We start from the raw sequence: 22,221 nt of genomic DNA on the forward strand, positions 1-22,221 counted from the left end.
TGCGAGCTTCAGCCCGCCGCCGCGATGTCGGGCAGCTTCCAGCTACGGTCGAACCACGGCTGCAGCGGCCCGTACAGGCGGAAAATCGTGAACCACGCCTTGCCCGGAATCGTCTGCACCCAGTTCGATTCGTGGCCTGCGGGCGCGCTCGGCCCGAAGTACACGTCGACCGAACCATCGGCGTTCTTCTGCAACGCCTTCTCGCTCGACAGGCTCGGGAACGGCTGGTCGGTTTGCAGCATCGAGCGCGTCTGCGTGTCGTAGACCACCACCGACCAGAAGTCCTTCACCGGCACGTTGGCGGGCACATGCAGCACGTACGGCTTCGCGCCGTCGAACGGCTTGCCGCTCGCATCGAGATTCGCCGCCGCGTACTGCGAGCCGATGCCCGGCATCGCCACGGCCATTGCGGGCGTGTCGATCGTGGCGGCGTAGAAGAACATCGTGCGGGCGTCGAAGTTGCGCGCGCCCTGGTCGAGCCATTCGTAGCTGCCGCCGATGAACGGCGTATTCCAGTGGCCGTCCGGGTAGATGAGCGCCGCGGGATTGCGGTTGGCGAAGTCGATCGAGCGCGCCGTGGCGTTGCCGACCGCCACGGCGTCGGTGAGGATCGCCTTCGTGCGCGCGTCGGGCGCCCACGGCTTGCCCTTGACCATGCCGATCGACGCGAACAGGCCGGTCATGTCGGGGCCATACGCGCCCGCGGGCTCCTCCTGCACGATCTGGTTGATCTCGTCGTAGAACGCGATATTGTTCGCGTGGACCGTATTCATCACCTTGCCCGACAGGTCGATGAAGCGCGTGGCCGGCGGCGCGGAGGCCTGCGCCAGCGGATACACGCGCAGCCCGGCCTTCAGGCTCGCGACGCCCGGCTTCGGGTCGCCGTTCTTCATGAACGCGCGGCCGAACAGCAGATTGCCGAAGGTCGGCGACTTGATGACGATATAGCCGCTCGCGGGCAGCGCGCCCGTGTAGCCCGGCGGCACGAACAGATATTTGCCGCCGCGTCCCTTGTCCGGTCCCGCGTTGCCCATGTCGGTCACGTAGCGGAACCAGAAGTCGTCCACGACGCCGAGAATGTTCGGCGGCGTTTCCACGACCATCGGCCCGTCCTTCAGGTCCATCCAGTTCCAGAAGTAGACGGTCTCCGAATTGGGCGTGAGAAAGATCGACTTCGAATCCATCAGCGATTCGAACACGCCGACGGTGCTGCCGGTCGCGCCCGCGTCGCGCAGGCCCTGGCGGATCGCCGCCATCGACGCGCCCGGAATGCCGTTGAGGAACGCCTCCACGCCGCGCATGAAGAGCAGGTTGTCGTAGACCTTGTCGGCGGTTGGCGGCGTGGGCACGCCGTCGAAATAATCGAGGCGGCCGATGCGCGTGTCGACCGACGCGGGCGTGGTGATCTGCGGCGGCGTGGGCGTGGTCATCCTGTACGTCGCGGGCGAGGACGTGCCCGCGCAGGCCGAGAGCGCGAGGACGGCCAGAAGGGCCGCGCCCATGCCGGACGCGAGCGACCTGGACACGTTGGGGAAGTCGTCAAACATAAGCTCTCCGAACTTTATGCAAGCGAGGTGCAGCGATGCGGGAACGCAGGATGAACGAAGCGGCGGCGTTTGCGGACGCCGCCTGCGCGCCGTTCAGGACAGCGGCGTGATGTCGTCCGGCTTCCAGCTCTTGTCGAAGAACGGCTTGAGCGGGCCGTAGAAGCGCAGCAGCGTGAACCAGCCCTTGCCCGGCACCGTGCGGATCCAGTTCTTCTCGTGGCCCCTGGGCGCGTCCGGGCCGAAGTAGATGTCGATGGAGCCGTCGTCGTTCTTCGCCGGGCCGGTGTACTGGCTGACCGTCGGGAATGGCTGGCCGTTGTCGAGCATCGAGCGCGTCTGCGCGTCGTACACCACCACCGACCAGAAGTTCTTCACCGGAATGTTCGCGGGCAGATGCAGGCGATAGCTTTTCGCGCCGTCGAGATACTGGCCGTTCGCGTCGCGCGGCGTCATCGCGTATTGCGAGCCCGCGCCGACCACCTGCGCGACCATCGCGGGCGACATGCCGATCGCTTCATACGCGAAGCCCGCACGCCGGTCGGTGTTCAGATAGCCCTGCGAGTCCCACGTGGCGCTGCGGCCCACGAACGCCCATTCCCAGTGGCGGTCGGGATACATGAGCCGTTCCGGGTCGCTCGAGGCGAAGGTGTTCTGACGCGCGATCGCGCCGCCGAGCTTGCCAGCGTTGTCGAGCAGCGCGCGGCGCGCAGCGTCGGGCGCGAACGGCTTGCCCTGCTCGATGCCGATCGACGCCATCTGGAAGCGGTCGATAGTCGGCACGACGTCTTTCGGCTCGCTCGCGATGAGGGTGGCGAGGTCGTCGAAATACTGGAAGTTGTCGGAGAACAGCGTGTCGATCGGATGCGTCGAGCCGTCGATGAAGGTCGTGGCGGGCGGATGCGCGGCCTGCGCCAGCGGATAGACGCGCGTCTGCTTCATGAGCGCCACGGCGGGCGCGGTCTTGCCTTCGACCATGAAGCCGCGCAGCCCGAGCACCACGCGATACGTGCGCGAGCGCTTGACAATATAGCCCGGCGGCACCTTGCCCGTGTAGCCGGGCGGCAGGATCAGGAATTTACCGCCTTGGCCCTTGTCGTCGCCGGTCGGGCCGATGCCGGCCACTTCGCTCTGCCACAGATCGGATGCGCCGCCGAGCAGATGTGGCGGCGCTTCCACGACCACCGGGCCGTCGCGCTTGAGGTCGATTGCGGCGAGCGCATAGACGGTTTCCGTATTGCCCGTGAGCAGCAGCGTGCGCGCGTTCATCAGACTTTCCCAGATCACGATCTGGTTCGGCGTGGCGGCGCCTGCCTCGTTCGTGCCTTTCCAGACGCGATACCACGACACCGCGGGCATCTGCGCGAGATAGACCTCGACGGCGCGGTTCAGCGCGAGCGTGTCGTCGAGCTTGCGGCCCGCGTCGGCGGTGGGATAGCCACCGACGAAATCGAACGAACCGGCTGGCGTGGCGAGCGTGCCGGTGCCGGCCCAGCCGTGCGCATCGGTGGCGGCGCCGGGCGACGATTGTGCGAAGGCGCCGGCGCTCAGCGCAAGCGCCGAAGCGCCGGCAAGCACGGCGCGCATCAGGCATTTTTTAGACGGGACGGCTAACGCAAGCGGACGGTTTTTCATCGTTATGTCTCGTTCCAGGGGCGTTGCGGTGGACAGGCATCACGCGATGCATTAGCGACGCGATGCGGAGGCAGTATGACGGAAAACGCGAGAAGCTATGTCGGAGTATGTCGCCCGAACTGGCGGATGACCATGCGCTCAGTCAAGCGCGCCACAGCCGGACTGGGTGCGCACGCGACCTTATGCGGCACACATGGATCGGCATGCGCGGCGTGGCTGAACCGGTGAACGAAATGCGCGAAGAAAACGCGCGGGGACGCGCGCCGTCAGAGCGGCGTAACAAGCGCTTCGCCCGCAAAGTGGCGCGTGGCGTTGTCGATGAAATTGCGCACGGTGGCCGCGCGCACGTCGGGCGACGTGCCGGCCGTGTGCGGCGTGAGCACGATGTTGTCGAGCGCGACGAGCGCCTGCGGCGGCTCGGGCTCGCCTTCGTAGACGTCGAGGCCCGCGCCCGCGAGACGGCGTTCGCGCAGGGCGTCGGCGAGCGCCGCCGTATCGACCACGCTGCCGCGCGAGACGTTGACGAGAAAGCCTTGCGGACCGAGCGCGTCGAGCACGGCGCGGTCGATCAGATGTTCGGTCGACGCGCCGCCCGGCGTCGCGACCACGAGGCAGTCGCTCCATTGCGCAAGCGCGAGCGTCGACTCGAAATACCGCGCGCTCACGCCCTCGCGCGGCGAGCGATTGTGATAACCGACCGGCATGTCGAAACCCGCCGCGCGCTTCGCGATCTTCGCGCCGATATGCCCATAACCGAGGATGCCGAGCTTGCGTCCCGTGAGCGTGGGCCGCATCGGCAGCGCGTCGCGCCAGACGCCCGCGCGGCAGGCGGCATCGAATTGCGGAATCGCGCGCAGCGCGGCGAGCAGCAGCGCCATCGCGTGGTCGGCGACGCAATCGGCGTTCACGCCCGCGCCATTGCTCAACGCGATGCCCCGAGCGCGCGCGTGATCGAGCGCGAGGTTCTCGTAACCCGCGCCCAGCGCCGCCGCGAATTCGAGCGCGGGCATCGCGTCGATCTCGTCGGCCGTGAGACCGGTCGTGCCGTTCGTGAGCACCGCACGCACCGTCGCGCCCTCGCGCGCCACGGCCTGCGCGCGTTGCGGCGCGTCGGGCGCGTACAGCACCTCGAAGTGCGCGGCGAGCGCGGCGCGGTCGGTGTCGGTGAGCGGGATCAGCACGAGCAGGCGCGGCTTCGAGACGGCGTTCATATCGGCCTTAGGGTTCTTTACGTCGGTTTCGTTACGCTACGTTTTTTCGTTCGACACACTCAAATGATTCGATATCCGAATCAATCGGCGACTTCAAGCGCGCTATCAAAGCGCCGACACATACCGCTGCACCACCTCCACACGCGGCGCGACCGCTTCGGCCGCCACGCGCGCGCGGCGCATCTCGTCGGCGGGCGTGCAGCCGAACAGGCGCTTGAATTCGCGGCTGAACTGCGAGGCGCTTTCGTAACCCACGCGCACGGCCGCCGCGCTCACGTTCATGCCGTCGTGCGTGATCAGCAGACGCGCGTGATGCAGGCGCGTGGTCTTCACGTACTGCATCGGCGAGGTGGACGTGACCGCCTTGAAATGCGCATGAAACACCGCGAGGCTCATGCCCGCTTCGGCGGCGAGCGTCACCACGTCGAGGTCGCCGCGATAGTCGGTGTGAATGCGGCGCAGCGCCTTGGCGATGCGGCCGAAATGCTGCTGATGCGTGAGCGCCGCGCGAATCGCATCGCCCTGCTCGCCCGTGAGCACGCGATAGCAGATCTCGCGCACGATCGACGGCCCGAGAATGCGCGCGTCCGCGGGCTGCGCGAGCGCTTCGAGCAGGCGCAGCACGGCGTTCGAGAGCGGCGCGTCGAGCGGCGTGGCGTAGATGCCCGAGGGCTCGGAGACGGCGCTGCCGCGCGTGTCGTTGAGCGCCATCAGCAGCTCGGCGACCAGCGTCAGATCGACGCGCACCGAGATCGCGAGAATCGGCTTCTCGGGCGAGGCCTCGGTCTCGCATTCGAACGGCAGCGGCACCGAGAGCACGAGATATTGCTGCGCGTCGTAGATGAACACCTGATCGCCGAGAAAGCCGCGCTTGCGGCCCTGGCAAACGATGAAGATGCTCGGCTCGTACATGACCGGCTTGCGCGGATGGCCCTCGCTGCCGCGAAACAGGCGCACGCCGTCGAGCTGCGTCTCATGCGCGCCGTCGCGCTGCGTGAGCTGCATCATCAGCTCGACCACGCGGCGCTGCGTGGCGTCGTCGGCATGCACCACGGGCGCGGCGCTGGCGCGCGAGACCAGCGGCGTCGAAATAAGCGGCGCGAGCGCCGCGCCGTCTGCGTCGACGGCCTCGATGTGTGCTGTTTTCATGACAGTTGCGCCCCTAAATTCATCGGGACGGAAAGAGAATCAGGCTTGCCAATCTATCACCGAATGCGCGCGCGCGTGGTTCGCCAGGAGAATCAGGCAAGTCTTCGATAGATTCAGGTATTCCCTGGGTGGGGCGCGATCCTTACGATGGGAACCCTGCCGCAACACCCCCGAACGCGACGCTACGAGCGTTGCGTTTCGGCGTTTGCGCCTGCCTAGCCACTCAGCCTCAGGAGTCACCTCACTATGTACAAGACTTACGGATACGCCGCTCAGGACGCCGGTTCGCCGCTCGCCCCGTTCGAATTCCAGCGCCGCGACCTGCGCGAACTCGACGTGCGCATCGACGTGCTGTACTGCGGCGTGTGCCACTCCGACCTGCACCAGGCGCGCAACGAATGGCGCAACACGATGTTCCCGGTGGTGCCGGGCCACGAGATCGTGGGCCGCGTCGCCGAAGTAGGTCCGGGCGTCACGAAGTTCAAGACCGGCCAGCTCGTGGGCGTGGGCTGTCTCGTCGATTCGTGCCGCACCTGCGCGAGCTGCGGCGAAGGCCTCGAACAGTATTGCGAAAACGGTTTTGTCGGCACCTATAACGGCAACGACCGCGTGAGCGGCGACGTCACCTACGGCGGCTACTCGACGCAGCTCGTCGTCGACGAAGCCTTCGTGCTGCGCGTGCCGGAGAACCTCGACGCCGCCGCCGCCGCGCCGCTGCTGTGCGCGGGCATCACGACCTACTCGCCGCTGCGCACGTGGGGCGCCGGTCCCGGCAAGAAGGTCGGCATCGTCGGCCTCGGCGGTCTCGGCCACATGGGCGTGAAGCTCGCGCATGCGATGGGCGCGCACGTGGTGCTGTTCACCACGTCGCCTTCGAAGATCGAAGACGGCAAGCGCCTCGGCGCCGACGAAGTCGTGATCTCGAAGGACCCGGAGCAGATGAAGGCGCACCTGAACAGCTTCGACCTGATCGTGAACACGGTCGCCGCGCCGCACGACCTGAATCCGTTCATCGAACTGCTCAAGCGCGACGGCACGCTCACGCTGGTGGGCGCGCCCGAGCACGATCACCCGTCGCCGCAAGTGTTCAACCTGATCTTCAAGCGCCGCCGTCTCGCGGGCTCGCTGATCGGCGGCATCGCTGAAACCCAGGAAATGCTGGACTTCTGCGGTCAGCACGGCATCACGTCCGATATCGAAATGATCAACATGCAGGACATCAACGACGCCTACGAGCGCATGCTCAAGAGCGACGTGAAGTACCGCTTCGTGATCGACCTCGATTCGCTGCGCAAGTAAGTCATCCGCGCAAAGACGTAACGCCTTGCCCCGCCGGGCCGTCCGTTCGGACGGCCCGTCCAGCCCTTCCGCATCGAGGCCCCCGCGCCTCACGCCGTACCCCGCATTCGAGCCGGCGCAGCCGTACGCAGTTCGTGACATTGTCGCGCGCCGCCATTTAACCGTGATCGTCCTGCAACCGCCGCGCGCCTGATCCGCGAGACGCCGGCGCCGCGAAGCGTCGTTCGAGCCGTCTTTATTCGCTCGTGCGCGCCGCGCGGCTCACCCTTTTGCAGCAGCCACGCGGAATTCGCTCTAGCCGTACCCGACTGACTTATCAGGAGCTCGCCGTGATCGACCGCATCCAGGCGATGCGCACGTTCGTCCGCATCGTCGATACCAACAGCTTCACCAAAGCCGCGCAGTCGCTCGACATGCCGCGCGCCAGCGCCACCACGCTGATGCAAAGCCTCGAAGCGCTGCTCGGCACGCAATTGCTCGTGCGCACCACGCGCCGACTTTCCTTGACGCCCGAAGGCGCCGCCTACTACGAGCGCGCCTCGCAGATCCTCGCCGACATCGACGAGGCCGAAGCGAGCGTGCGCCAGCAGCCCGGCGCGATCGGCGGCCGCCTGCGCGTGGAAATGCCGGGGCTGATCGCCAACGCGATCGTGCTGCCCGCGCTCGACGATTTCCACGCGCGCTATCCGCAGATCGACCTCGTGATCGGCGTGAGTCTGCGCAATGTCGACCTCGTCGGCGAAGGCGTGGATTGCAGCATCCAGCTCGGCGAACTGCCCGATTCGAGTCTCGCCGCGCGCCGCCTCGGTCTGCTCGAACATGTCACCTGCGCGAGTCCGGCCTATCTCGCGCGGCGCGGCGCGCCCGCCACGCTCGACGACCTCCCGCAGCATCCGGTCGTGAACTTTCTGTCGCCGCAGACCGGGCGTCCGTACGAGTTCGATTTCGAAGTCGACGGCAGCCCGACCAAGGTGAAGGTGGACGGCTTCGTGCATGTTTCCGACGAATTCGCCTATCTCACCTGCGGTTTGCAGGGCTACGGGCTGATCCAGCCGCCGCTGCTCGCGGCGCAGCCGTATCTCGACAACGGCACGCTCGTGGAGGTGCTGCCGCAATGGAAGCCGCTGCCGACGCCGGTTTCGGTTGCGTTCGTGAAGTCGCGCCAGCTTTCGCTGCGCGTGCGCGTGTTCGTCGACTGGCTCGCGGAGCTGTTCGAGGACGCGGGCGCGCTCAACCGCGATCTGTCGCGCGTGCGGCAGTTGCTGGAGGGACTGCAGCCGGCCTGAAGCCGCTCAAGCGGCTTCAAGCCGGCTGCCAGGGAGGCGAGTCAGCGCCATGCCGCGCCGGGCTTGAAAACGCGCGACGGTGGCGTAAGGCAGCCACGCATCGGCCTGATACGGCGCGACGCCCGACGGATTGTGGAACCAGACGCCGTCGTCGTCGCGGCCGTGCACGAGAATCAGATGGCCGCCCTGCTGGGCGTTGTCGCGCTCGGGATAGCGGATTTCAGGGCTCACCGAGACGATCGCGAGCGTGTCCGGTCCGAGCCGCGCGGCGCTCGCCTCGATACCCTCGTCGGTCATCACCTCGACGCGCACGCCATAGGCCGATTCGGCCCAGTCGGCGAACGGACGGTAGATGAGGCCGTCCACGCCGCCGTCCTCGCGCATGCGGTAGCAGCCGTGGCGCAGCGCGTCGTCGAGCATCGCCGCGCGCGGCGCGTGGGCGATGCCCCAGTAATCGAGCGCCGATTCGAAACAGGTCAGCCCGCACAGGCGCTTGGCCCAGAAGCGGTAGTCGCCCGGCTGCGCGAAGCCGCTCGCGCGCCAGCCCGGGTCGTCGCAGGGATCGGCGTCGTCCTCGACGATGCGCGCCACCCATTCCGGGCTGCCCCACTGGCTGTAATACGGCACGCCATGATGGCGCAGCACGGCGCCACGCCGCGCTTCGAGCTTCGCGCCGGACGGCTCGTCGCGCAGCGCGTCCGTATGGGCTTCGCGTTCCGCACCTTCATTCGCCGCGCCATTCACGCCGGCGTTTACACGTCTTTCGTTCATAGTGGCTCGCTGTAGTGGCCCGCTGTAATGGCCCGCTGCGGTGGTTCGTTGTAGTGACGCGTTCCAGTGGCCCGGAAACGTGCTTGTCGTGCCCCGATCGGCCCGACCGGGCGCGCACACGGACGCAGCCAGGCCACGCACGCAGCCCCGCCCGCCGATTTCGCGTAAAACGGCCATTGTCGCAGACGCTCCCGCGCGTGCATGTGACCTCGCACTTACGTCATCCCTGCTGTGGCCAACATTTGTATACAAAAACCATGAGCCATTTGTTAAATGATGCGTTTAGAATATTGTGCGCCCGCGTGGCGGCTCGACGAGATTCCGGCCGCCATGCCCGGGGCGCACAATAGCTGGCTTCCAAGACTAGCCCCAAGCCCCTTCGATCCTCCCCTTTTTTATCGCCGTATGTCGAACGTTGCACACTCAACCGATTCGGCCACGGTCGCGGAGCGCGTACGCGAGCTGATGAGCCGTCACGGCATCGGCAAACGTCAGCAAACGACCGAGCTGTGCCGGATTCTTGACCTGAGCTTTTCGCAGGGGCACCGCAAGCTGCGCGGCAACAGCCCGTGGACGCTCGCGCAGATCAAGAAAGTGGCCGAAGCATTCGGCGAGCCGGCGGGCCAGCTGTTCGGCGGCCAGCTGCTCGATCCGGGCATGGTCGGCGCGAGCGCCCAGGAAGCGCTGCTGTGCGTGAGCGCGGCGGAATTGCCCTGCACGGCCTGGATCGGCGCGCCCGTGGAGCCGGGCGGCCGCCCGGACTTCGTCGCCTACGAGAAGCAGGGGCAATGGCGCGTGGTGCGCCCCGACGGCGCGCTGTATCAGAACGCGCGCGAAGTGCACAAGATCGAGATCTATCCGCGCCGCGCCGAGGCGGACAAGCCGCTGATCGCCGTCGTCGACGACGATCAGGCCTCCGCCGACAACCTGCGCGACTATCTGGAGCACAGCGGCTACACGGCCCACGCGCTCTACGGCCTCGCGGCGTTCGGCGAAGCGCTCGAGCAGCACGTGTTCGACGGCGTAGTGATCGACTGGCTGTTCGGCAGTCAGACCGCCGCCGACGCGATCCGCCAGGTGCGCGCCTCCGAAAATCCCGAAGCGCCGATCTTCGTGCTGACCGGCGAACTGCTGACCGGCAAGGCGAGCGAATCGGAGATCAGCCAGGTGGTGCGCCATTACAACGTGGCCTGCTACGAAAAGCCGGCGCGCATGGCGATTCTGGTCGCCGACCTCGGCAAGCGCCTGAACCGTTCCTGAGCGCGGCCCGGCTCAACGCCTTCGCGGCTAACTTTGGATCTGCGCCTCGCGCGGCGCGCTGAGCGCGCGCTGTAGCGCCGCGCGCAGGACTTCGTAGTGCAGCGGCTTGGCCAGCGCCTCGAAAAAGCGGCTTTCGCCCTCGGCGGCCAGGCTCGCCAGCGCGGCGACGTCGGCGCTCACGGCGATCACGCGCGGCGCCGCCGTCAGCCCCACGCTCCTGCGCGCCTCCAGACCGGCGAGAAACGCGTAGCCGTCGCGGCCCGGCATGTGCAGATCGAGCAGCACCACGTCGCAGTGCGATTCGCCGAGCAGCGCAAGCGCGCTGTCGGTGTCGCTGGCCGAGCGCGCCGCGTAGCCCATGTGCGCCACCATCTCGCAGAGCGACTCGCGCACCAGCGGGTTGTCGTCCACCACCATCACCTGCGGCGGCGCCCACAGCGCCTGCATCGGCTGCGTCTCGGGACCGGCCACGGGCGGCTCGATCGCGGCGACCGGAATCGTCACCGTGAAGGTCGTGCCCTCGCCCACGCGGCTGTCGGTATCGATACGCCCGCCGAACAGCTCGACCAGCCCGCGCACGATCGCGAGCCCCATCCCCGCGCCTTCGTAGCGCCGCGAGCGCGACGTGTCGAGCTGCGTGAACTCCTTGAAGATCAGCGGAATCTGCGCCGCCGCCACGCCCGGCCCGGTGTCGCTGACGATGATCGACAGCGTCTGCGCGGGCGCCGTGGTGGCGCGCGGCAGCACGCCCGGCGCCGGCCCGCTGAGCGCGAACTCGATGCTCACCGAACCGCGCTCGGTATAGCGGATCGCGTTGGTGACGAGGTTGTTGGCGATCTGGCGGATGCGGTGCGGATCGGCCAGCACGCCGCGCGGCGCGCCGCGCCACGCGTGCGCGAAGCTCAGCCCGCGGGCGTGTGCAGCCTGTTCGTTTTCGTCGACGATCGATTGCAGCAGGTCGCGCGGATCGAACTCTTCCGGGCGCAGTTCGAGCTTGCCCGCGCCGAGCCGCGCGTAGTCGGTGAGGTCCTTCATCTGCGCTTCGAGCTGGCGCGCGGCGGTTTCGAGCCGCCCGATCACCTTGCGGTCTGCCTCCGAATGCGAGTTGAAGCCGAGCAGTTCGATCGACGAGACGATCGCGTGCAGCGGCGTGCGCAACTCGTGGCTGATCATGCCGAGGAACGCGTCCTTCGCCATGCTCGCCTCGCGCGCGGCGCGGGTCGCCTGATGCTCGGCTTCGAGCGCGGCGTGCTGCTGCCGGATCAGGCGCGTGCGCCGGTAGCCGTTCATCACGAGCAGCGCGGCGGCCGCCGCCGACAGCACGAGCAGCACGAGGCCCGCCGCGAACAGCTCGCGGCGCTTGGCGATGAAGTCGCGGCGGATCGCCTCGCGCTCGGTCACGTCGGCGAAACGGCGGTTCAGCGCGAGATCGGTGACGGCGCTCCAGCGCGCGTCGAGCGCCTCCAGCATCGGCACGGCGCGCTCGGGATGCTCGGGCAGCGTGGCGATTTCGCTGTCGAAGGTCGAGATGGTCGCGTCGATCGCGTTGAGATCGTCCTCCTGACGCTTCATCAGCCCCGGCGTGGCCGCGAGCGAGCGCGTCGAGCCCTTCATCACGTTGAGCTTCGATTGCAGGACTTCGTAGCGCAGCCGCACCTTGTCGATATCGCGGTCGATGCCGTCGGCGTAGATCAGCAACTGGCTTTCGAAACGCGAAAAGGCGAGCTGCATCTGCGCGGCGTCCCAGTAGAGGCCGTCGTAGTTGCCGGTGAGACGCTGCACGACTTGCGGATTGAGCAGGTTCGCGTAGAGCAGATAGCCGACCGCCGCCACGGGCGGCGCGAGCGCGACGACCCAGATCAGCACGTGCAGCAGGCGGCGCAGCGGGCGTTGCATGGCGGAACTTAGGACTTGATGGTCATCGAGACGATCTGCCAGGCGAACTTGGCGTCGCCGGCCGCGCCGTCGAGTTCGAGCGGGAACTGGTCGCGCGGATAGATCAGGAACAGCGGGCCGAAGTCGCTCACTTTCAGGCGCTTGCCGTTCATCGCGTAGGCCAGCACCACGCCGTAGCGGCTCGCGTCGGCGACCGGCACGACGCAGGTGTAGTCGTCGATGGTGTGGATTTCGATCTGGCTGCCGTAAGCGCCGACGGTCTTGAGCACGTCGGCGAGCAGCGGGCCCGTGAAGGTCGAGCGCGGCGTCCAGGTCGTGGCCGTGGAGATCGCGTGCACGGGCAGCGCGAGCAACTGCTGCTCGCTGAAGTGATAGGCCGTGTGCGCCGCGTTGTTGGTGACGCGCACCTGGCCGTTCACGTCGAGCGCGAGACCGCCGCCGGATGCGGCGAACGCGGGCCGCAGCGGCAGTGCGGCGGCCGCCAGCGTGGCCGCGAGCCCGGTGGCGAAGCGGCGGCGCGCGCGGTTCGCGGGCCGCGCGGATTCCGGCGCGGCTTGCGGGCCGTCCTCGAAGTCGCTCGGCAACTCGTCTTGCACCGCATCGTGCCGGGACTTCAGCCGGTCATCGGGATACTGCATCTGCTCGGGCCCCCTGGCGCATCGAATCGTCATCTGGTCGTGTGGTGCGCTGGCGCGCGCCGCCGGTCTGCATGGGCCGGCAAGCATAGGCATAATATCGTCAAACATTGACCCGACAATAGTCGGCTTGTTCGGATCGCCCGCCCGCTTTTGCGCCTGCTTTTATGGCTTTACGCGCGCGAGCGCCCCCGTAACGGATCGCAACGTCGCCGAACTGGCCGCAGCGGCCCGCAACGGTTCGCAACAGGCCGCCTCACCTGCCGCTTCAAGCGCCGCTTCGCTCACATGAACAAACCCGTCGTTCCGCTCACCTACGAACAGCTCGACCAGTGGGTCGAATCGCTGCAACCGCTTCTGGTCGAGGAAAATTTCGCCTGTGTCGTGGGCATCCTGCGCGGCGGCGCGCCGCTCGCGCTGATGGTTTCGCACGCAACCGGCGCGGGCGTCGCGTTCCTGCGCTACACGCGCGAGACGCGCGAAGTGCGCTGGGATTCCACGCTGCCGATGCCCGAGCCGGGCTCGAAGGTGCTCGTCTGCGAGGACATCGCCGGACGCGGCCATACGCTCGTCGACTGCATCGCGTTCCTGCGCGAGCACGGCTTGCAGGTGCGCACGCTCACGGGCGCCTACGACGACCTCTCGCGCCTGCGCCCCGACTATTCGATCGACGCGAGCGGCTATTTCGCGCTGTTTCCGTGGGAACGCCAGGCCTACACCGACCGCTATCGCGCCGACTGGGTCCGCGAGGGCGCGAGCGAAGGCTCGCGCATGGCCGACGACCACGAATACGCGGTCTACGCGATCGATCTCGACGGCATCCTGCTGCCCGACATTCCGCTCGCGCGCTACGACGAGGATCTCGACGGCGCGCTCGCCGAACGCGACGCGCTGGTGCCATTCGAGCGCATTCCCGACATCGACCTCAAGCACGCGCGCGCGATCATCACGGGTCGGCCGGAACTCGACCGCGAGCGCACCCAGGCGTGGCTCGACCGCCACGGCTTCGGCCACCTGGAGCTGGTGATGCGCGCGCCCGGCGAGCACGACGAGTCGGCGCAAGGCGCGGCCACGCACAAGGCGGCGGCGGCCGTGCGCTGCGGCGTCACGCACTTCATCGAGAGCGATCCGGTGCAGGCGATCTTCATCGCCCAGCGCGCGCCGCTGCTGCGCGTGATCTGGTGGAACGCCCAGGCGCGCAGCGGCACGCTGATCGGCGCGTCGGCGTGGGGTTGAGCGAGGGTCAGCCTTCCTTGCCCGCCCTGAGCGCGGGCGCGACCGGCTCGTGGCCGAGCAGACGCGCCGCGTGCGGCGACGCCACCACGATCAGCTTCATGGTCGCGCGCGTCGCGCCCACGAACAGCTTGCGCACCGCGCGTTCGTCGAGCGCGTCGAAATCGACGTCGGTGAGAATCACGCACGGCGCCGACTGCCCCTTGAAGCGATAGATCGAATCGAGCAGCAGGTCGCCGTCGCGATACTGCGGCACGCCGAACAGATCGTACTCGCCCGTGAAGCTGCGCAGCCGATGCGGCCCCAGATGATCGAGCGCCGTGAAATGCGAGTGCTCGCGCCCGCGGAACGACAGCACGACGATGTCCTGCTTGCGAAAGCCGAGCGCCAGCGCCTGCGTGACCGCGCGCCGCGTCGCCGCGACCACGGTCGATTCGCCGCCGCCCTCGCCCTCCTGTTCGTCCCACGCGAACACCGTCACCTCCGATCCCCCGAACGGACTGGCCGCCGAGAGCCCGGCGAGCGCGGGCACCGTTGCGCCCGCCACGTCGCGCAGGAACGCGAGGATGTCGCGCGGACTGCGATAGTTCGTGGTCTCGCGCAGCACCGTCCAGCCCGGCAGCGCGACCGGCTCGCGCACGTAGAGATTCTGCAGCGGATCTTCGAGCCACCACCACGCCGCGCCGGGCCGCAGCAGCCGCGCGAGCGCCTCGACCCACGCCTGCTGAAAATCCTGCCCTTCGTCGACGATCACGACGTCGAACTGCCAGCGCGCGTCGATCGGCGTCTGCGCGAAGCGCTGCTCCAGCGCCTCGAACACGTTCGCGCCTTCGAAATCGGGCACGTGGCCGCCGTCGCGCGCGACCCAGTCGCAAAGCTGGTGATAGTTCGCCACCTTCACCTCGGGCGGCGCGACTTTCGCAATGTGATCCGCGAGCGGCCGGTTGAAGCACACATAAAGCGTGCGCTGGCCGCGCGCGAGCGCGTCCTGCATCACCTGCAGCGCGAGCTGCGTCTTGCCCGAGCCCGCCGTGCCGATCACGCGCAGCCGGAACGGCGCGAACTCCAGCCGCCGCGCCCAGGTGGCGAGCCCGCCCGCCAGCCGCGTGACGAGCGTGCCCGCCGCGCCGACGAGCGCGCTCGCGTCGGGCGTGAGCGCGAGTTCGTCGGCGAGAAAATGATGGACCTTGGCGGCGCTCGGCAGACGCGGTTCGTCGGCGGGCAGCGCCTCGCGGATGATCGCCGCGAGTTGCGCCTTGCGCGTGGCATCGACGATGCGCGCGGGATTCACGCCCGCGATCGCCGGATCGCGCACCACGTGATCGGGGCAATAAAAGAGTTCTTCGAGGTGATACGTGCCCGCGCCGAAGGCCGCCGTGAAGCGCCGGTGCAGCCCTTCCATGGTGCGCGCGAGCGCGACCGCGACGTTGCGCTCGGTCTGCATGTACGCTTTCACGAGCCCGTCTTTCGTCTCGCGCAGAAAGCCGGTTTTCTGCTCGACGATCATCACGCGCCCCGACGGGCTGACGATCGCGAAATCGGCTTCGCCGAACACCGAAAAACCCTCGGCGAGGCGCGTCCAGTGCACGCCGTGATAGACGGTGTAGCCCGCCGGCAGGCCGCGTTCGAGAAGCGCGAGCGTCTCGCGTTCGCGCGCGGCGGCGCCAGTGGCTTCGAGATGCTGCCAGTCGTCGGGGACAATCCGGGCCATATGCGATTCTCGTCACGTTGTGCAGCGGCTATTCTACGTAATGCGCTACGTCATGCGCGACGCCACGCGGCCCGCTCGCCGCGCGGCCGGATTCGCGTCGCGCGCGACGTTTTTCACGCTGCAATTCACGCTACAAAAGGAGAGTGATCCAGATGATCAAGATCTGGGGACGCGCCAATTCGGTGAACGTCCAGAAAGTCCTGTGGTGCTGCGACGAACTCGTGCTGCCGTTCGAGCGCGTCGAGGCGGGCGGCAAGTTCGGCCGTCTCGACGAGCCCGCCTATCTGGCGATGAATCCGAACGGCAAGGTGCCGACGCTCGTCGACGGCCATTTCGTGCTGTGGGAATCGAACGCGATCCTGCGCTATCTGGCGATGGAATACGGCCCGTCGAGCCTGCTCTACCCGACCGAGCCGAAAGTGCGCGCCGGCATCGAGCGCTGGCTCGACTGGTCGATCGGCACGCTCGCGCCCGCCGAACGGCCGCTGTTCCTCGCGCTCGTGCGCACGCCCGCCGAGAAGCGCGACGCCGCGCAGATCGCCGCCGACCTGGAGAACGTGGCCGCGCAGTGGACGCTGCTCGACCGCCATCTGCAAGGCCGCTTCTTCCTGGAGAACGACCGCTTCTCGCTCGCCGACATCGTGCTCGGGTCGTTCGCGCGGCGCTGGTTCGGTCTCGAAGGCATCGAGCGGCCCGCGCTGCCGAACCTCGAACGCTGGTATCAGCGGCTCGCGCAGCGTCAGGGCTTCCGCAAGTACATCGACTTGCCGCTGACCTGATGGCCGCGCCGCGCGTGGGTCCGGCGCCAGGCCGGGCGCGCGCGCGGCGCGCCCCGTATAATCGCAGCATGAAGACAGCAAAACCGTCCCCGGAAAGCGCGGCGCCTCACACGCACGAGGCCCACGAGGCCCATGCGCCGCACGATCACGCGCATGCCCACGCAGATGACCACGCCCACGCGGCGCACGCTCATCGTCATGCCCCGGACGGCGCATCGCTCGACACCGCGCTCGAAATGGCCGAAGCCTATTGCCGCGAGCGCGGCGAAAAGCTCACGCCGATCCGCCGCAAGGTGCTCGAACTGCTGCTCGCCTCGGGCCGCGCGACCAAGGCCTATTCGCTGCTCGACGAAATGCGCCAGATCCATCCGGGATCGGCGCCGCCCACGGTGTATCGGGCGCTCGACTTTCTGCTGTCGGCGGGCCTGATTCACCGCATCGAATCGATCAACGCGTTCGCCGTCTGCCACGACCTCACGCAATGCCAGCACGGCATCCTCGTGGTCTGCCAGCAATGCGGCAACGTCACCGAACTGCACGAGCCCAAGCTGCGCCAGGCACTCGTCGCGCAGATCGAGGCAGCGGGCTACCGGCTTTCGGGCGACGGCATCGAACTCAAGGGCGTCTGCGCGCAATGCCAGGCCGCCGAGGCGTCCACGTCGTCGACGGAAACCGCCGCGCATTCCTGAGCGCATTCCTTGGCGCGAGCCGGGGCTTCACGCCGGTGCCGTCACGCATCGGCGCATTCACGCATAGAGGGTTCGAACGCAAGGGCCGCCGCGGGCTGAACCGCCGCGCCTGGCGCGCACGCGGCCGCTCGCGGCGCGTGGGCCGCGTGGCATGTCGCGTGCGAGCGGCGCGCCCGGTCCTCGTCGGCCCGGGCCGCCGCACGATACGCTCAGAAGGACGAATGGCGCGCGTCGATCGCGTCGCTGAGCAACGCGACCAGCGCTTCCGGCTTGGCCGGCTTGGTCATGAAGTGCTGGAAGCCTTCGCCGATGCTGCGCAAACGCCAGCTTTCGTCGGTGTGGCCCGTGAGCGCCACCGCGACGGCCGGCGCGTGATCGCCGCGTATCTCGTGGTCGCGCAGACGCTGAATCAGGTAAAAGCCGTCCATCGCGGGCAAATCGAGATCGCAGACCACTGCGTCGGGAAGCAGCCTGATCGCCGCTTCGACACCGGTTTCGGCGTCCTCCACCGCAACGACGCGGGCTCCTTCGGCCTCCAGCAGCGAGGCGAGCGAGTCCCGGCTTTGCGGGTCGTCTTCGACCAGCACGATGGTCGTCTGGTCGAGTTTGTGTACTGCGTTCATTGTCTTTGCTTGAATGCCGTTCTGTCTGTTTCGCGAAGTGCGCCAGCGGGCGGCCGGCGCGCCTCGCGTTGCGGGCACTGCGCCCCGGAGAGATCCCGAGGCCGCCCATATAGAGCAATATTGATGCCGCGGGTTCACTGCGCCGCGCACAATAGACCCTTGCGAGGTCACGCAGATGACAAGCGCGCCGCGCCGCCTTGCAGGCGCTTACGGCGGGCTTTGCGCGGGCTCGCCAGCGCGCGTAGAGGCGGCGCATGTCCGCGCGTCTGCACGCTCATCGGCGCTCGCTTCTGCCCTCGCAGCGCCCTCATTCCGACGATTCCTGTGCGGCTTTTCCCCTGCCCGGTGCAGCCTTCGCGCCCGATTTCCCGGTCTTCGCGAACGCCTCCAGCGCCCGCGCGCGCGCCACATCATGTTCGACCACGGGCAGCGGATAGTCGGTGCCCAGGCGCACGCCCGCCGCTTCGAGCTGGGCCGCGCTGGCCTTCCAGGGCTGATGGATCGCGTTGTCGGGCAACTTCGCCAGTTCGGGCACCCACTGCCGCACATACGCGCCGCGCGGATCGAACTTCTGGCCCTGCAGCACCGGATTGAAGATGCGGAAATACGGCGCCGCATCCATGCCCGAACCGGCCACCCACTGCCAGTTGGCGGGATTGCTGGCCGAATCGGCATCGACGAGCGTGTCCCAGAACCACTGCTCGCCCTCGCGCCAGTCGAGCAGCAGATGCTTGGCGACGAACGACGCCACCACCATGCGCACGCGATTGTGCATCCAGCCCGTGTGCCACAGCTCGCGCATCCCGGCATCGACGAGCGGATAGCCGGTCAGGCCGCGCTGCCACGCGCGCAGGGCCCTGGCGTCGCGGCGCCACGGCATCGCGTCGAAATGCGTGCGCAGATTGCGCTCGGCGAGATCGGGCCAGTGAAAGCGCTGGTAGTAACAGAACTCCCGCCAGCCCAGTTCGCTCGCGAACTTTTCGGCGCTTTCGGCGCGGCGCGCGGGCGATCCCGTCTTCGAACCCTTTTTCACGCCATGCTCGGCGGCCTTGAGCGCTGCGAACGCCTGGCGCGGCGAGATCGCGCCCACGCGCAGATACGGCGACAAACGGCTCGTGGCCGCGTGGGACGGCGCGTCGCGCTCCTCCGCGTAGGCCTCGAAATCGGTGCCGAGGAACGCGTTCAGACGCTCGATCGCGGCCTCCTCGCCGGCGGGCCACGCCTCGCGCATGCCGCCCGCCCAGTCGGGCTTGCGCGGCGCGAGAGCGAGATCGTCGAGTTTCGATGCGCGCTGGGTAAGACGTGCCGGTAGCGATTGAAAATTCAGCCGATCCGGCTCGGGCGCGGGCGGCGGCGGATCGCCGATGCGGCGGCACGCGCGCCAGTAAGCCGTGAACACCTGGAACGGTTCGCCGGACTGATTGAGCACCGTCCACGGTTCGGCGAGCAGCGCGCCGTTGAAGCTTTCGGCGATCAGGCCGCGCTCGCGCAGACGCGCCTTGAGCGCCGCATCCGATTCGCGCTCGTGGGCGCCGTAGCGGCGGTTCCAGAACACGCCCGTTGCGCCGCTCGCCTCGACGAAGTCTTCGAGCGTGTCGGCCTCGGCGCCTTGCAGGATCACGAGCCGCCCGCCGCGCTCGCGCAGCGAAGCGTCGAGCGCGTGCAGCGACACGTGCAGCCACCAGCGCAGCGCGCCGCCGGGCGCGCGTTCGCCCGCGGCATCGGGATCGTGGATATAGAGGCAGATCAGCGGCTGGCCGGTCTCGGCGGCGGCGGCGAGCGCGGGCTGGTCGGCGAGACGCAGATCGTCGCGAAACCAGGCGATGACGGGCGCGGGGGTGGATTTTTTAGCGGTCAACCGGACCTCGAACGTGTGACGTGCCGCGCCGTCCGGCCGCTTTGCGCACCTGCGTGCGATGTGTTTGGGCCAGGCGGCGCTCGGGTGCCGCAGCGTACCACGCGCGGCGGCGCGCCAAGCGGGCCAAATGTGCGCTGAACATGCGCTGAACGCGCGCCGGACCTGCAATGCGCGCGATCGAAGCCGCGAGGCTAGCGAACTAAGCAGGCCGTATGCCTCGGGTGATGAGCGCAACGGCGTGGCGCGCGATTTCCTCGGCGCCGATGCGGTGCGGCACGGGCGCGTTGCGCCAGACCGGCGCGGTGGCGAGCGGCAGCAGCGTGAGCCCGAGCAGCGACTGGAACAGCAGCGACGGCTCCAGATCGGCGTTGAGCTTGCCCTCGCGCTGCCAGCGCTCGATCGCCGCGTGCGCCGCGCGCTGGTTGTCGTGGCCGAAGCGCTCGTGCATGCGCTGGCGCAGCAGCCCGCCCTCGCTGATCACCTCGCGCACCCACAGCGGCGCGAACCACGGATGCGCCTGCCCCACCTCGACGAAACGCCGCGTCAGTTCGGTGAGCGCGGCGAGCGGATCGTCGGGATGCTGCTCGAACGAGCCGCCGAGCGCGGTGCGCAGCGGCACGAAACGCTCGTCGATCAGCACGTCGATCAGCTGATCGCGCGTCTTGAAGTAGTAGTGCACCATCGCGGGCGTGACGCCCGCCTCGCGCGCGATGGCGGCGAGCGTGGTGTCGAGGATGCCCTGGCGCGCGAACAGCGCGAGCGCCGCGACGATCAGGCGCTCGCGCTGCCCGGCGCCGCCCGCGCCGCCGCTCGGACGGCCCGGCCGCTTCGCGCCCGTCAGTCCCTTCGTCTCCTTCGCGCCTTTTGGCGGCGCCGCTTCCGGCGCAGTGTCAACCGCAGTGTCAACAGTAGTCATGGTGATTCGAAAAATCGGGCCCACGCGAACAATACACGAGCGCGCCGATCGTCTTAAGAGCAGGACGCGAAACCATCGGTAACGCAGCGGTTACGAATCCGGCTTTGACCGGGCTTCAGAATTGCCCTAATATTAATCTTCAAGTTAATTAATTTCAAGATCGATCCCGATCATGAAAACCGCGATGAAGGACGCGAGACCTCCCATGGACTCCACTGCGCAACACCTCGCCGCCGGGCCGGCCGACCAGACCGGCGGCCATCCGCCGATCCGGCTGCTGTTTCCCGCGCTGCTGCTCGTCATGCTGCTCGCGGCGCTCGACCAGACCATCGTGTCGACGGCGCTGCCCACCATCGTCGGCGAACTGGGCGGGCTCGACCGGCTGTCGTGGGTGGTCACGGCCTACCTGCTGACGTCCACGATCGTCGTGCCGCTGTACGGCAAATTCGGCGACCTGTTCGGCCGCAAGCTCGTCTTGCAGATCGCTATCGTCATCTTTCTGGCGGGGTCGGCGCTCTGCGGCATGGCGCAGAACATGCCGCAGCTGATCGCCTTGCGCGCGTTGCAGGGGATCGGCGGCGGCGGCCTGATGGTCGTGACGATGGCCGCGATCGGCGACGTCATCCCGCCCGCGCAACGCGGCAAATATCAGGGCATGTTCGGCGGCGTGTTCGGCCTCGCCACCGTGATCGGCCCGCTGCTCGGCGGCTTTCTCGTCGAGCATCTGTCGTGGCGCTGGATTTTCTACATCAACCTGCCGCTGGGCGCCGTGGCGCTCGCCGTGATCGGCGCCGTGTTCAAGCCGCGCGTCGCGCAGGTCAAGCACGTGATCGACTACATGGGCGCGGGCTGGCTGGCCGCCGCGCTCACCTGCCTGATCCTCTTCACGAGCGAAGGCGGCTCGCTGCTGCCGTGGAATTCGCCGCAGTTGTGGCTCACGCTGGCGCTCGGCGTGGTGGCGGTCGCGGGGTTCATCCACGAGGAAAAGCACGCCGCCGAACCGATCATGCCGCTCGAACTGTTTCGCGAGCGCACCTTCGTGCTGTCGAGCCTGATCGGCTTTATCGTGGGCGTGTCGCTGTTCGGCTCGGTCACGTTCCTGCCGCTGTATCTGCAGGTCGTGAAGGGCTCGACGCCGTCCGAGGCCGGCATGCAGATGCTGCCGATGATGGGCGGCGTGCTCGTGATGTCGGTGATCACGGGACGCGTGATCAGCAAGATCGGCAAGTACCGCATCTTCCCGATCATCGGCACCGCCTGCGTGGCCGCGGCGATGATGCTGCTCGCGCGCCTCGAAATCGACACGCCGCTCACGCGCATGTATCTCTACATGGGCCTGCTTGGCTGCGGGCTCGGCATGGTGATGCAGGTGCTGATCCTCGCGGTGCAGAACACCGTGGAGTTCCGCCACATGGGCGTGGCGACCTCGGGCGCGACGCTGTTCCGCTCGATCGGCGGCTCGGTGGGCGTGGCCGCATTCGGCGCGGTGTTCTCGCACGGCCTGCACGCGCGCCTCGCGACGCTGCTCGCCGCCGACGTGGAACTGCCGCAGCCGCTCACGCCCGACGTCATCCACCATCTGCCGCCCGCGCTGCACGCGCAATACCTCGACGCGTTCTCGGGCGCGCTGCACACGGTCTATCTCTCGGCGGCCTGCGTGGTGGTGTTCGCCTTCGTGCTCGCCTGGCTGCTGCGCGACGTGCCGTTGCGCAAGCATCCCTGATTT

The 22,221-nt window shown here is 68.0% G+C and carries 18 protein-coding genes; 7 read left to right on the forward strand and 11 right to left on the reverse strand.

All coding sequences use genetic code 11. From position 1 onward, the window contains the following. Positions 1-8: 8 nt before the first annotated feature. The 4 genes from U4Y88_RS35830 to U4Y88_RS35845 form a co-directional block, all read right to left on the reverse strand. A complete protein-coding gene (locus U4Y88_RS35830) occupies positions 9-1,547 on the reverse strand; it encodes a DUF1254 domain-containing protein (protein ID WP_321789665.1) in 1,539 nt (512 codons plus the stop codon). A 93-nt stretch (positions 1,548-1,640) separates the two neighbouring features. Further along, positions 1,641-3,131 (reverse strand): DUF1254 domain-containing protein, encoded by a 1,491-nt coding sequence (locus U4Y88_RS35835; RefSeq protein WP_321789667.1) that lies wholly within the window; start codon positions 3,129-3,131, stop codon positions 1,641-1,643. Positions 3,132-3,445: 314 nt separating this feature from the next. After that, complete coding sequence (locus U4Y88_RS35840; protein WP_321789669.1) at positions 3,446-4,390, reverse strand: 2-hydroxyacid dehydrogenase; 945 nt, start codon at positions 4,388-4,390, stop codon at positions 3,446-3,448. A gap of 105 nt (positions 4,391-4,495) precedes the next feature. After that, positions 4,496-5,539, reverse strand: coding sequence for an AraC family transcriptional regulator (locus U4Y88_RS35845; RefSeq protein ID WP_405045062.1), 1,044 nt, complete (start codon positions 5,537-5,539; stop codon positions 4,496-4,498). A gap of 246 nt (positions 5,540-5,785) precedes the next feature. Between U4Y88_RS35845 and U4Y88_RS35850 the strand changes: the two genes are divergently transcribed. Both U4Y88_RS35850 and U4Y88_RS35855 read left to right on the forward strand, forming a co-directional pair. After that, a complete protein-coding gene (locus U4Y88_RS35850) occupies positions 5,786-6,838 on the forward strand; it encodes an NAD(P)-dependent alcohol dehydrogenase (RefSeq protein ID WP_310632281.1) in 1,053 nt (350 codons plus the stop codon). A gap of 329 nt (positions 6,839-7,167) precedes the next feature. After that, positions 7,168-8,124 carry a LysR family transcriptional regulator gene (locus tag U4Y88_RS35855; protein WP_224014564.1) on the forward strand — a complete coding sequence of 319 codons (957 nt, stop codon included), beginning with the start codon at positions 7,168-7,170 and terminating at the stop codon, positions 8,122-8,124. Between the two features lie 6 nt (positions 8,125-8,130). Here U4Y88_RS35855 and U4Y88_RS35860 read toward each other — a convergent pair whose 3' ends face one another. Beyond that, on the reverse strand, positions 8,131-8,895 hold the full coding sequence (locus tag U4Y88_RS35860) for a C39 family peptidase (RefSeq protein ID WP_321789671.1): 765 nt from the start codon (positions 8,893-8,895) through the stop codon (positions 8,131-8,133). A gap of 405 nt (positions 8,896-9,300) precedes the next feature. Here U4Y88_RS35860 and U4Y88_RS35865 point away from each other — a divergent pair, with 405 nt between their 5' ends. Then, positions 9,301-10,155, forward strand: coding sequence for a helix-turn-helix domain-containing protein (locus tag U4Y88_RS35865; protein ID WP_224014562.1), 855 nt, complete (start codon positions 9,301-9,303; stop codon positions 10,153-10,155). Between the two features lie 27 nt (positions 10,156-10,182). Here U4Y88_RS35865 and U4Y88_RS35870 read toward each other — a convergent pair whose 3' ends face one another. Next, positions 10,183-12,051, reverse strand: coding sequence for a hybrid sensor histidine kinase/response regulator (locus U4Y88_RS35870; protein WP_321789672.1), 1,869 nt, complete (start codon positions 12,049-12,051; stop codon positions 10,183-10,185). Between the two features lie 8 nt (positions 12,052-12,059). Beyond that, positions 12,060-12,689: a molybdopterin-dependent oxidoreductase gene (locus tag U4Y88_RS35875; protein WP_321789674.1), complete on the reverse strand. Its 630-nt coding sequence runs from the start codon at positions 12,687-12,689 to the stop codon at positions 12,060-12,062. Positions 12,690-12,974: 285 nt separating this feature from the next. Here U4Y88_RS35875 and U4Y88_RS35880 point away from each other — a divergent pair, with 285 nt between their 5' ends. Further along, positions 12,975-13,922, forward strand: a complete 948-nt coding sequence (locus U4Y88_RS35880; RefSeq protein WP_224014557.1) for a phosphoribosyltransferase — start codon at positions 12,975-12,977, stop codon at positions 13,920-13,922. A gap of 7 nt (positions 13,923-13,929) precedes the next feature. Here U4Y88_RS35880 and U4Y88_RS35885 read toward each other — a convergent pair whose 3' ends face one another. Beyond that, the gene (locus tag U4Y88_RS35885) at positions 13,930-15,630 is read right to left on the reverse strand and encodes an ATP-binding domain-containing protein (RefSeq protein ID WP_321789676.1); all 1,701 of its coding nucleotides are present in this window, start codon (positions 15,628-15,630) and stop codon (positions 13,930-13,932) included. 152 nt (positions 15,631-15,782) lie between these two features. On the opposite strand from U4Y88_RS35885, the gene U4Y88_RS35890 reads away from it, so the two are divergent. Further along, on the forward strand, positions 15,783-16,409 hold the full coding sequence (locus U4Y88_RS35890; RefSeq protein WP_224014553.1) for a glutathione S-transferase family protein: 627 nt from the start codon (positions 15,783-15,785) through the stop codon (positions 16,407-16,409). A 68-nt stretch (positions 16,410-16,477) separates the two neighbouring features. Further along, entirely contained in the window at positions 16,478-17,098 is a 621-nt protein-coding gene (locus tag U4Y88_RS35895; RefSeq protein WP_321789678.1) for a Fur family transcriptional regulator, read from the forward strand. A 209-nt stretch (positions 17,099-17,307) separates the two neighbouring features. On the opposite strand, the gene U4Y88_RS35900 is transcribed toward U4Y88_RS35895, so the two are convergent. From U4Y88_RS35900 to U4Y88_RS35910, 3 genes are all read right to left on the reverse strand, one after another. Beyond that, the gene (locus tag U4Y88_RS35900; RefSeq protein WP_224014550.1) at positions 17,308-17,721 is read right to left on the reverse strand and encodes a response regulator; all 414 of its coding nucleotides are present in this window, start codon (positions 17,719-17,721) and stop codon (positions 17,308-17,310) included. A 307-nt stretch (positions 17,722-18,028) separates the two neighbouring features. Beyond that, on the reverse strand, positions 18,029-19,579 hold the full coding sequence (locus U4Y88_RS35905; RefSeq protein ID WP_321789680.1) for a deoxyribodipyrimidine photo-lyase: 1,551 nt from the start codon (positions 19,577-19,579) through the stop codon (positions 18,029-18,031). A gap of 199 nt (positions 19,580-19,778) precedes the next feature. After that, entirely contained in the window at positions 19,779-20,495 is a 717-nt protein-coding gene (locus U4Y88_RS35910; protein ID WP_224014546.1) for a TetR/AcrR family transcriptional regulator, read from the reverse strand. Positions 20,496-20,700: 205 nt separating this feature from the next. Here U4Y88_RS35910 and U4Y88_RS35915 point away from each other — a divergent pair, with 205 nt between their 5' ends. Further along, entirely contained in the window at positions 20,701-22,218 is a 1,518-nt protein-coding gene (locus U4Y88_RS35915; RefSeq protein WP_321789681.1) for an MDR family MFS transporter, read from the forward strand. Positions 22,219-22,221 lie beyond the last annotated feature (3 nt).

The organism is Paraburkholderia sp. J94 (assembly GCF_905220285.1).
GTDB classification, from domain to species: domain Bacteria; phylum Pseudomonadota; class Gammaproteobacteria; order Burkholderiales; family Burkholderiaceae; genus Paraburkholderia; species Paraburkholderia tropica_A.

Coding starts and splice junctions, on each gene's coding strand:
- U4Y88_RS35870 (WP_321789672.1), bottom strand. CDS start 12,051: ATGCAACGCCCGCTGCGCCGCCTGCTGCACGTGCTGATCTGGGTCGTC.
- U4Y88_RS35900 (WP_224014550.1), bottom strand. CDS start 17,721: ATGAACGCAGTACACAAACTCGACCAGACGACCATCGTGCTGGTCGAA.
- U4Y88_RS35880 (WP_224014557.1), top strand. CDS start 12,975: ATGAACAAACCCGTCGTTCCGCTCACCTACGAACAGCTCGACCAGTGG.
- U4Y88_RS35850 (WP_310632281.1), top strand. CDS start 5,786: ATGTACAAGACTTACGGATACGCCGCTCAGGACGCCGGTTCGCCGCTC.
- U4Y88_RS35845 (WP_405045062.1), bottom strand. CDS start 5,539: ATGAAAACAGCACACATCGAGGCCGTCGACGCAGACGGCGCGGCGCTC.
- U4Y88_RS35890 (WP_224014553.1), top strand. CDS start 15,783: ATGATCAAGATCTGGGGACGCGCCAATTCGGTGAACGTCCAGAAAGTC.
- U4Y88_RS35885 (WP_321789676.1), bottom strand. CDS start 15,630: ATGGCCCGGATTGTCCCCGACGACTGGCAGCATCTCGAAGCCACTGGC.
- U4Y88_RS35860 (WP_321789671.1), bottom strand. CDS start 8,895: ATGAACGAAAGACGTGTAAACGCCGGCGTGAATGGCGCGGCGAATGAA.
- U4Y88_RS35865 (WP_224014562.1), top strand. CDS start 9,301: ATGTCGAACGTTGCACACTCAACCGATTCGGCCACGGTCGCGGAGCGC.
- U4Y88_RS35910 (WP_224014546.1), bottom strand. CDS start 20,495: ATGACTACTGTTGACACTGCGGTTGACACTGCGCCGGAAGCGGCGCCG.
- U4Y88_RS35840 (WP_321789669.1), bottom strand. CDS start 4,390: ATGAACGCCGTCTCGAAGCCGCGCCTGCTCGTGCTGATCCCGCTCACC.
- U4Y88_RS35895 (WP_321789678.1), top strand. CDS start 16,478: ATGAAGACAGCAAAACCGTCCCCGGAAAGCGCGGCGCCTCACACGCAC.
- U4Y88_RS35875 (WP_321789674.1), bottom strand. CDS start 12,689: ATGCAGTATCCCGATGACCGGCTGAAGTCCCGGCACGATGCGGTGCAA.
- U4Y88_RS35915 (WP_321789681.1), top strand. CDS start 20,701: ATGGACTCCACTGCGCAACACCTCGCCGCCGGGCCGGCCGACCAGACC.
- U4Y88_RS35835 (WP_321789667.1), bottom strand. CDS start 3,131: ATGCGCGCCGTGCTTGCCGGCGCTTCGGCGCTTGCGCTGAGCGCCGGC.
- U4Y88_RS35830 (WP_321789665.1), bottom strand. CDS start 1,547: ATGTTTGACGACTTCCCCAACGTGTCCAGGTCGCTCGCGTCCGGCATG.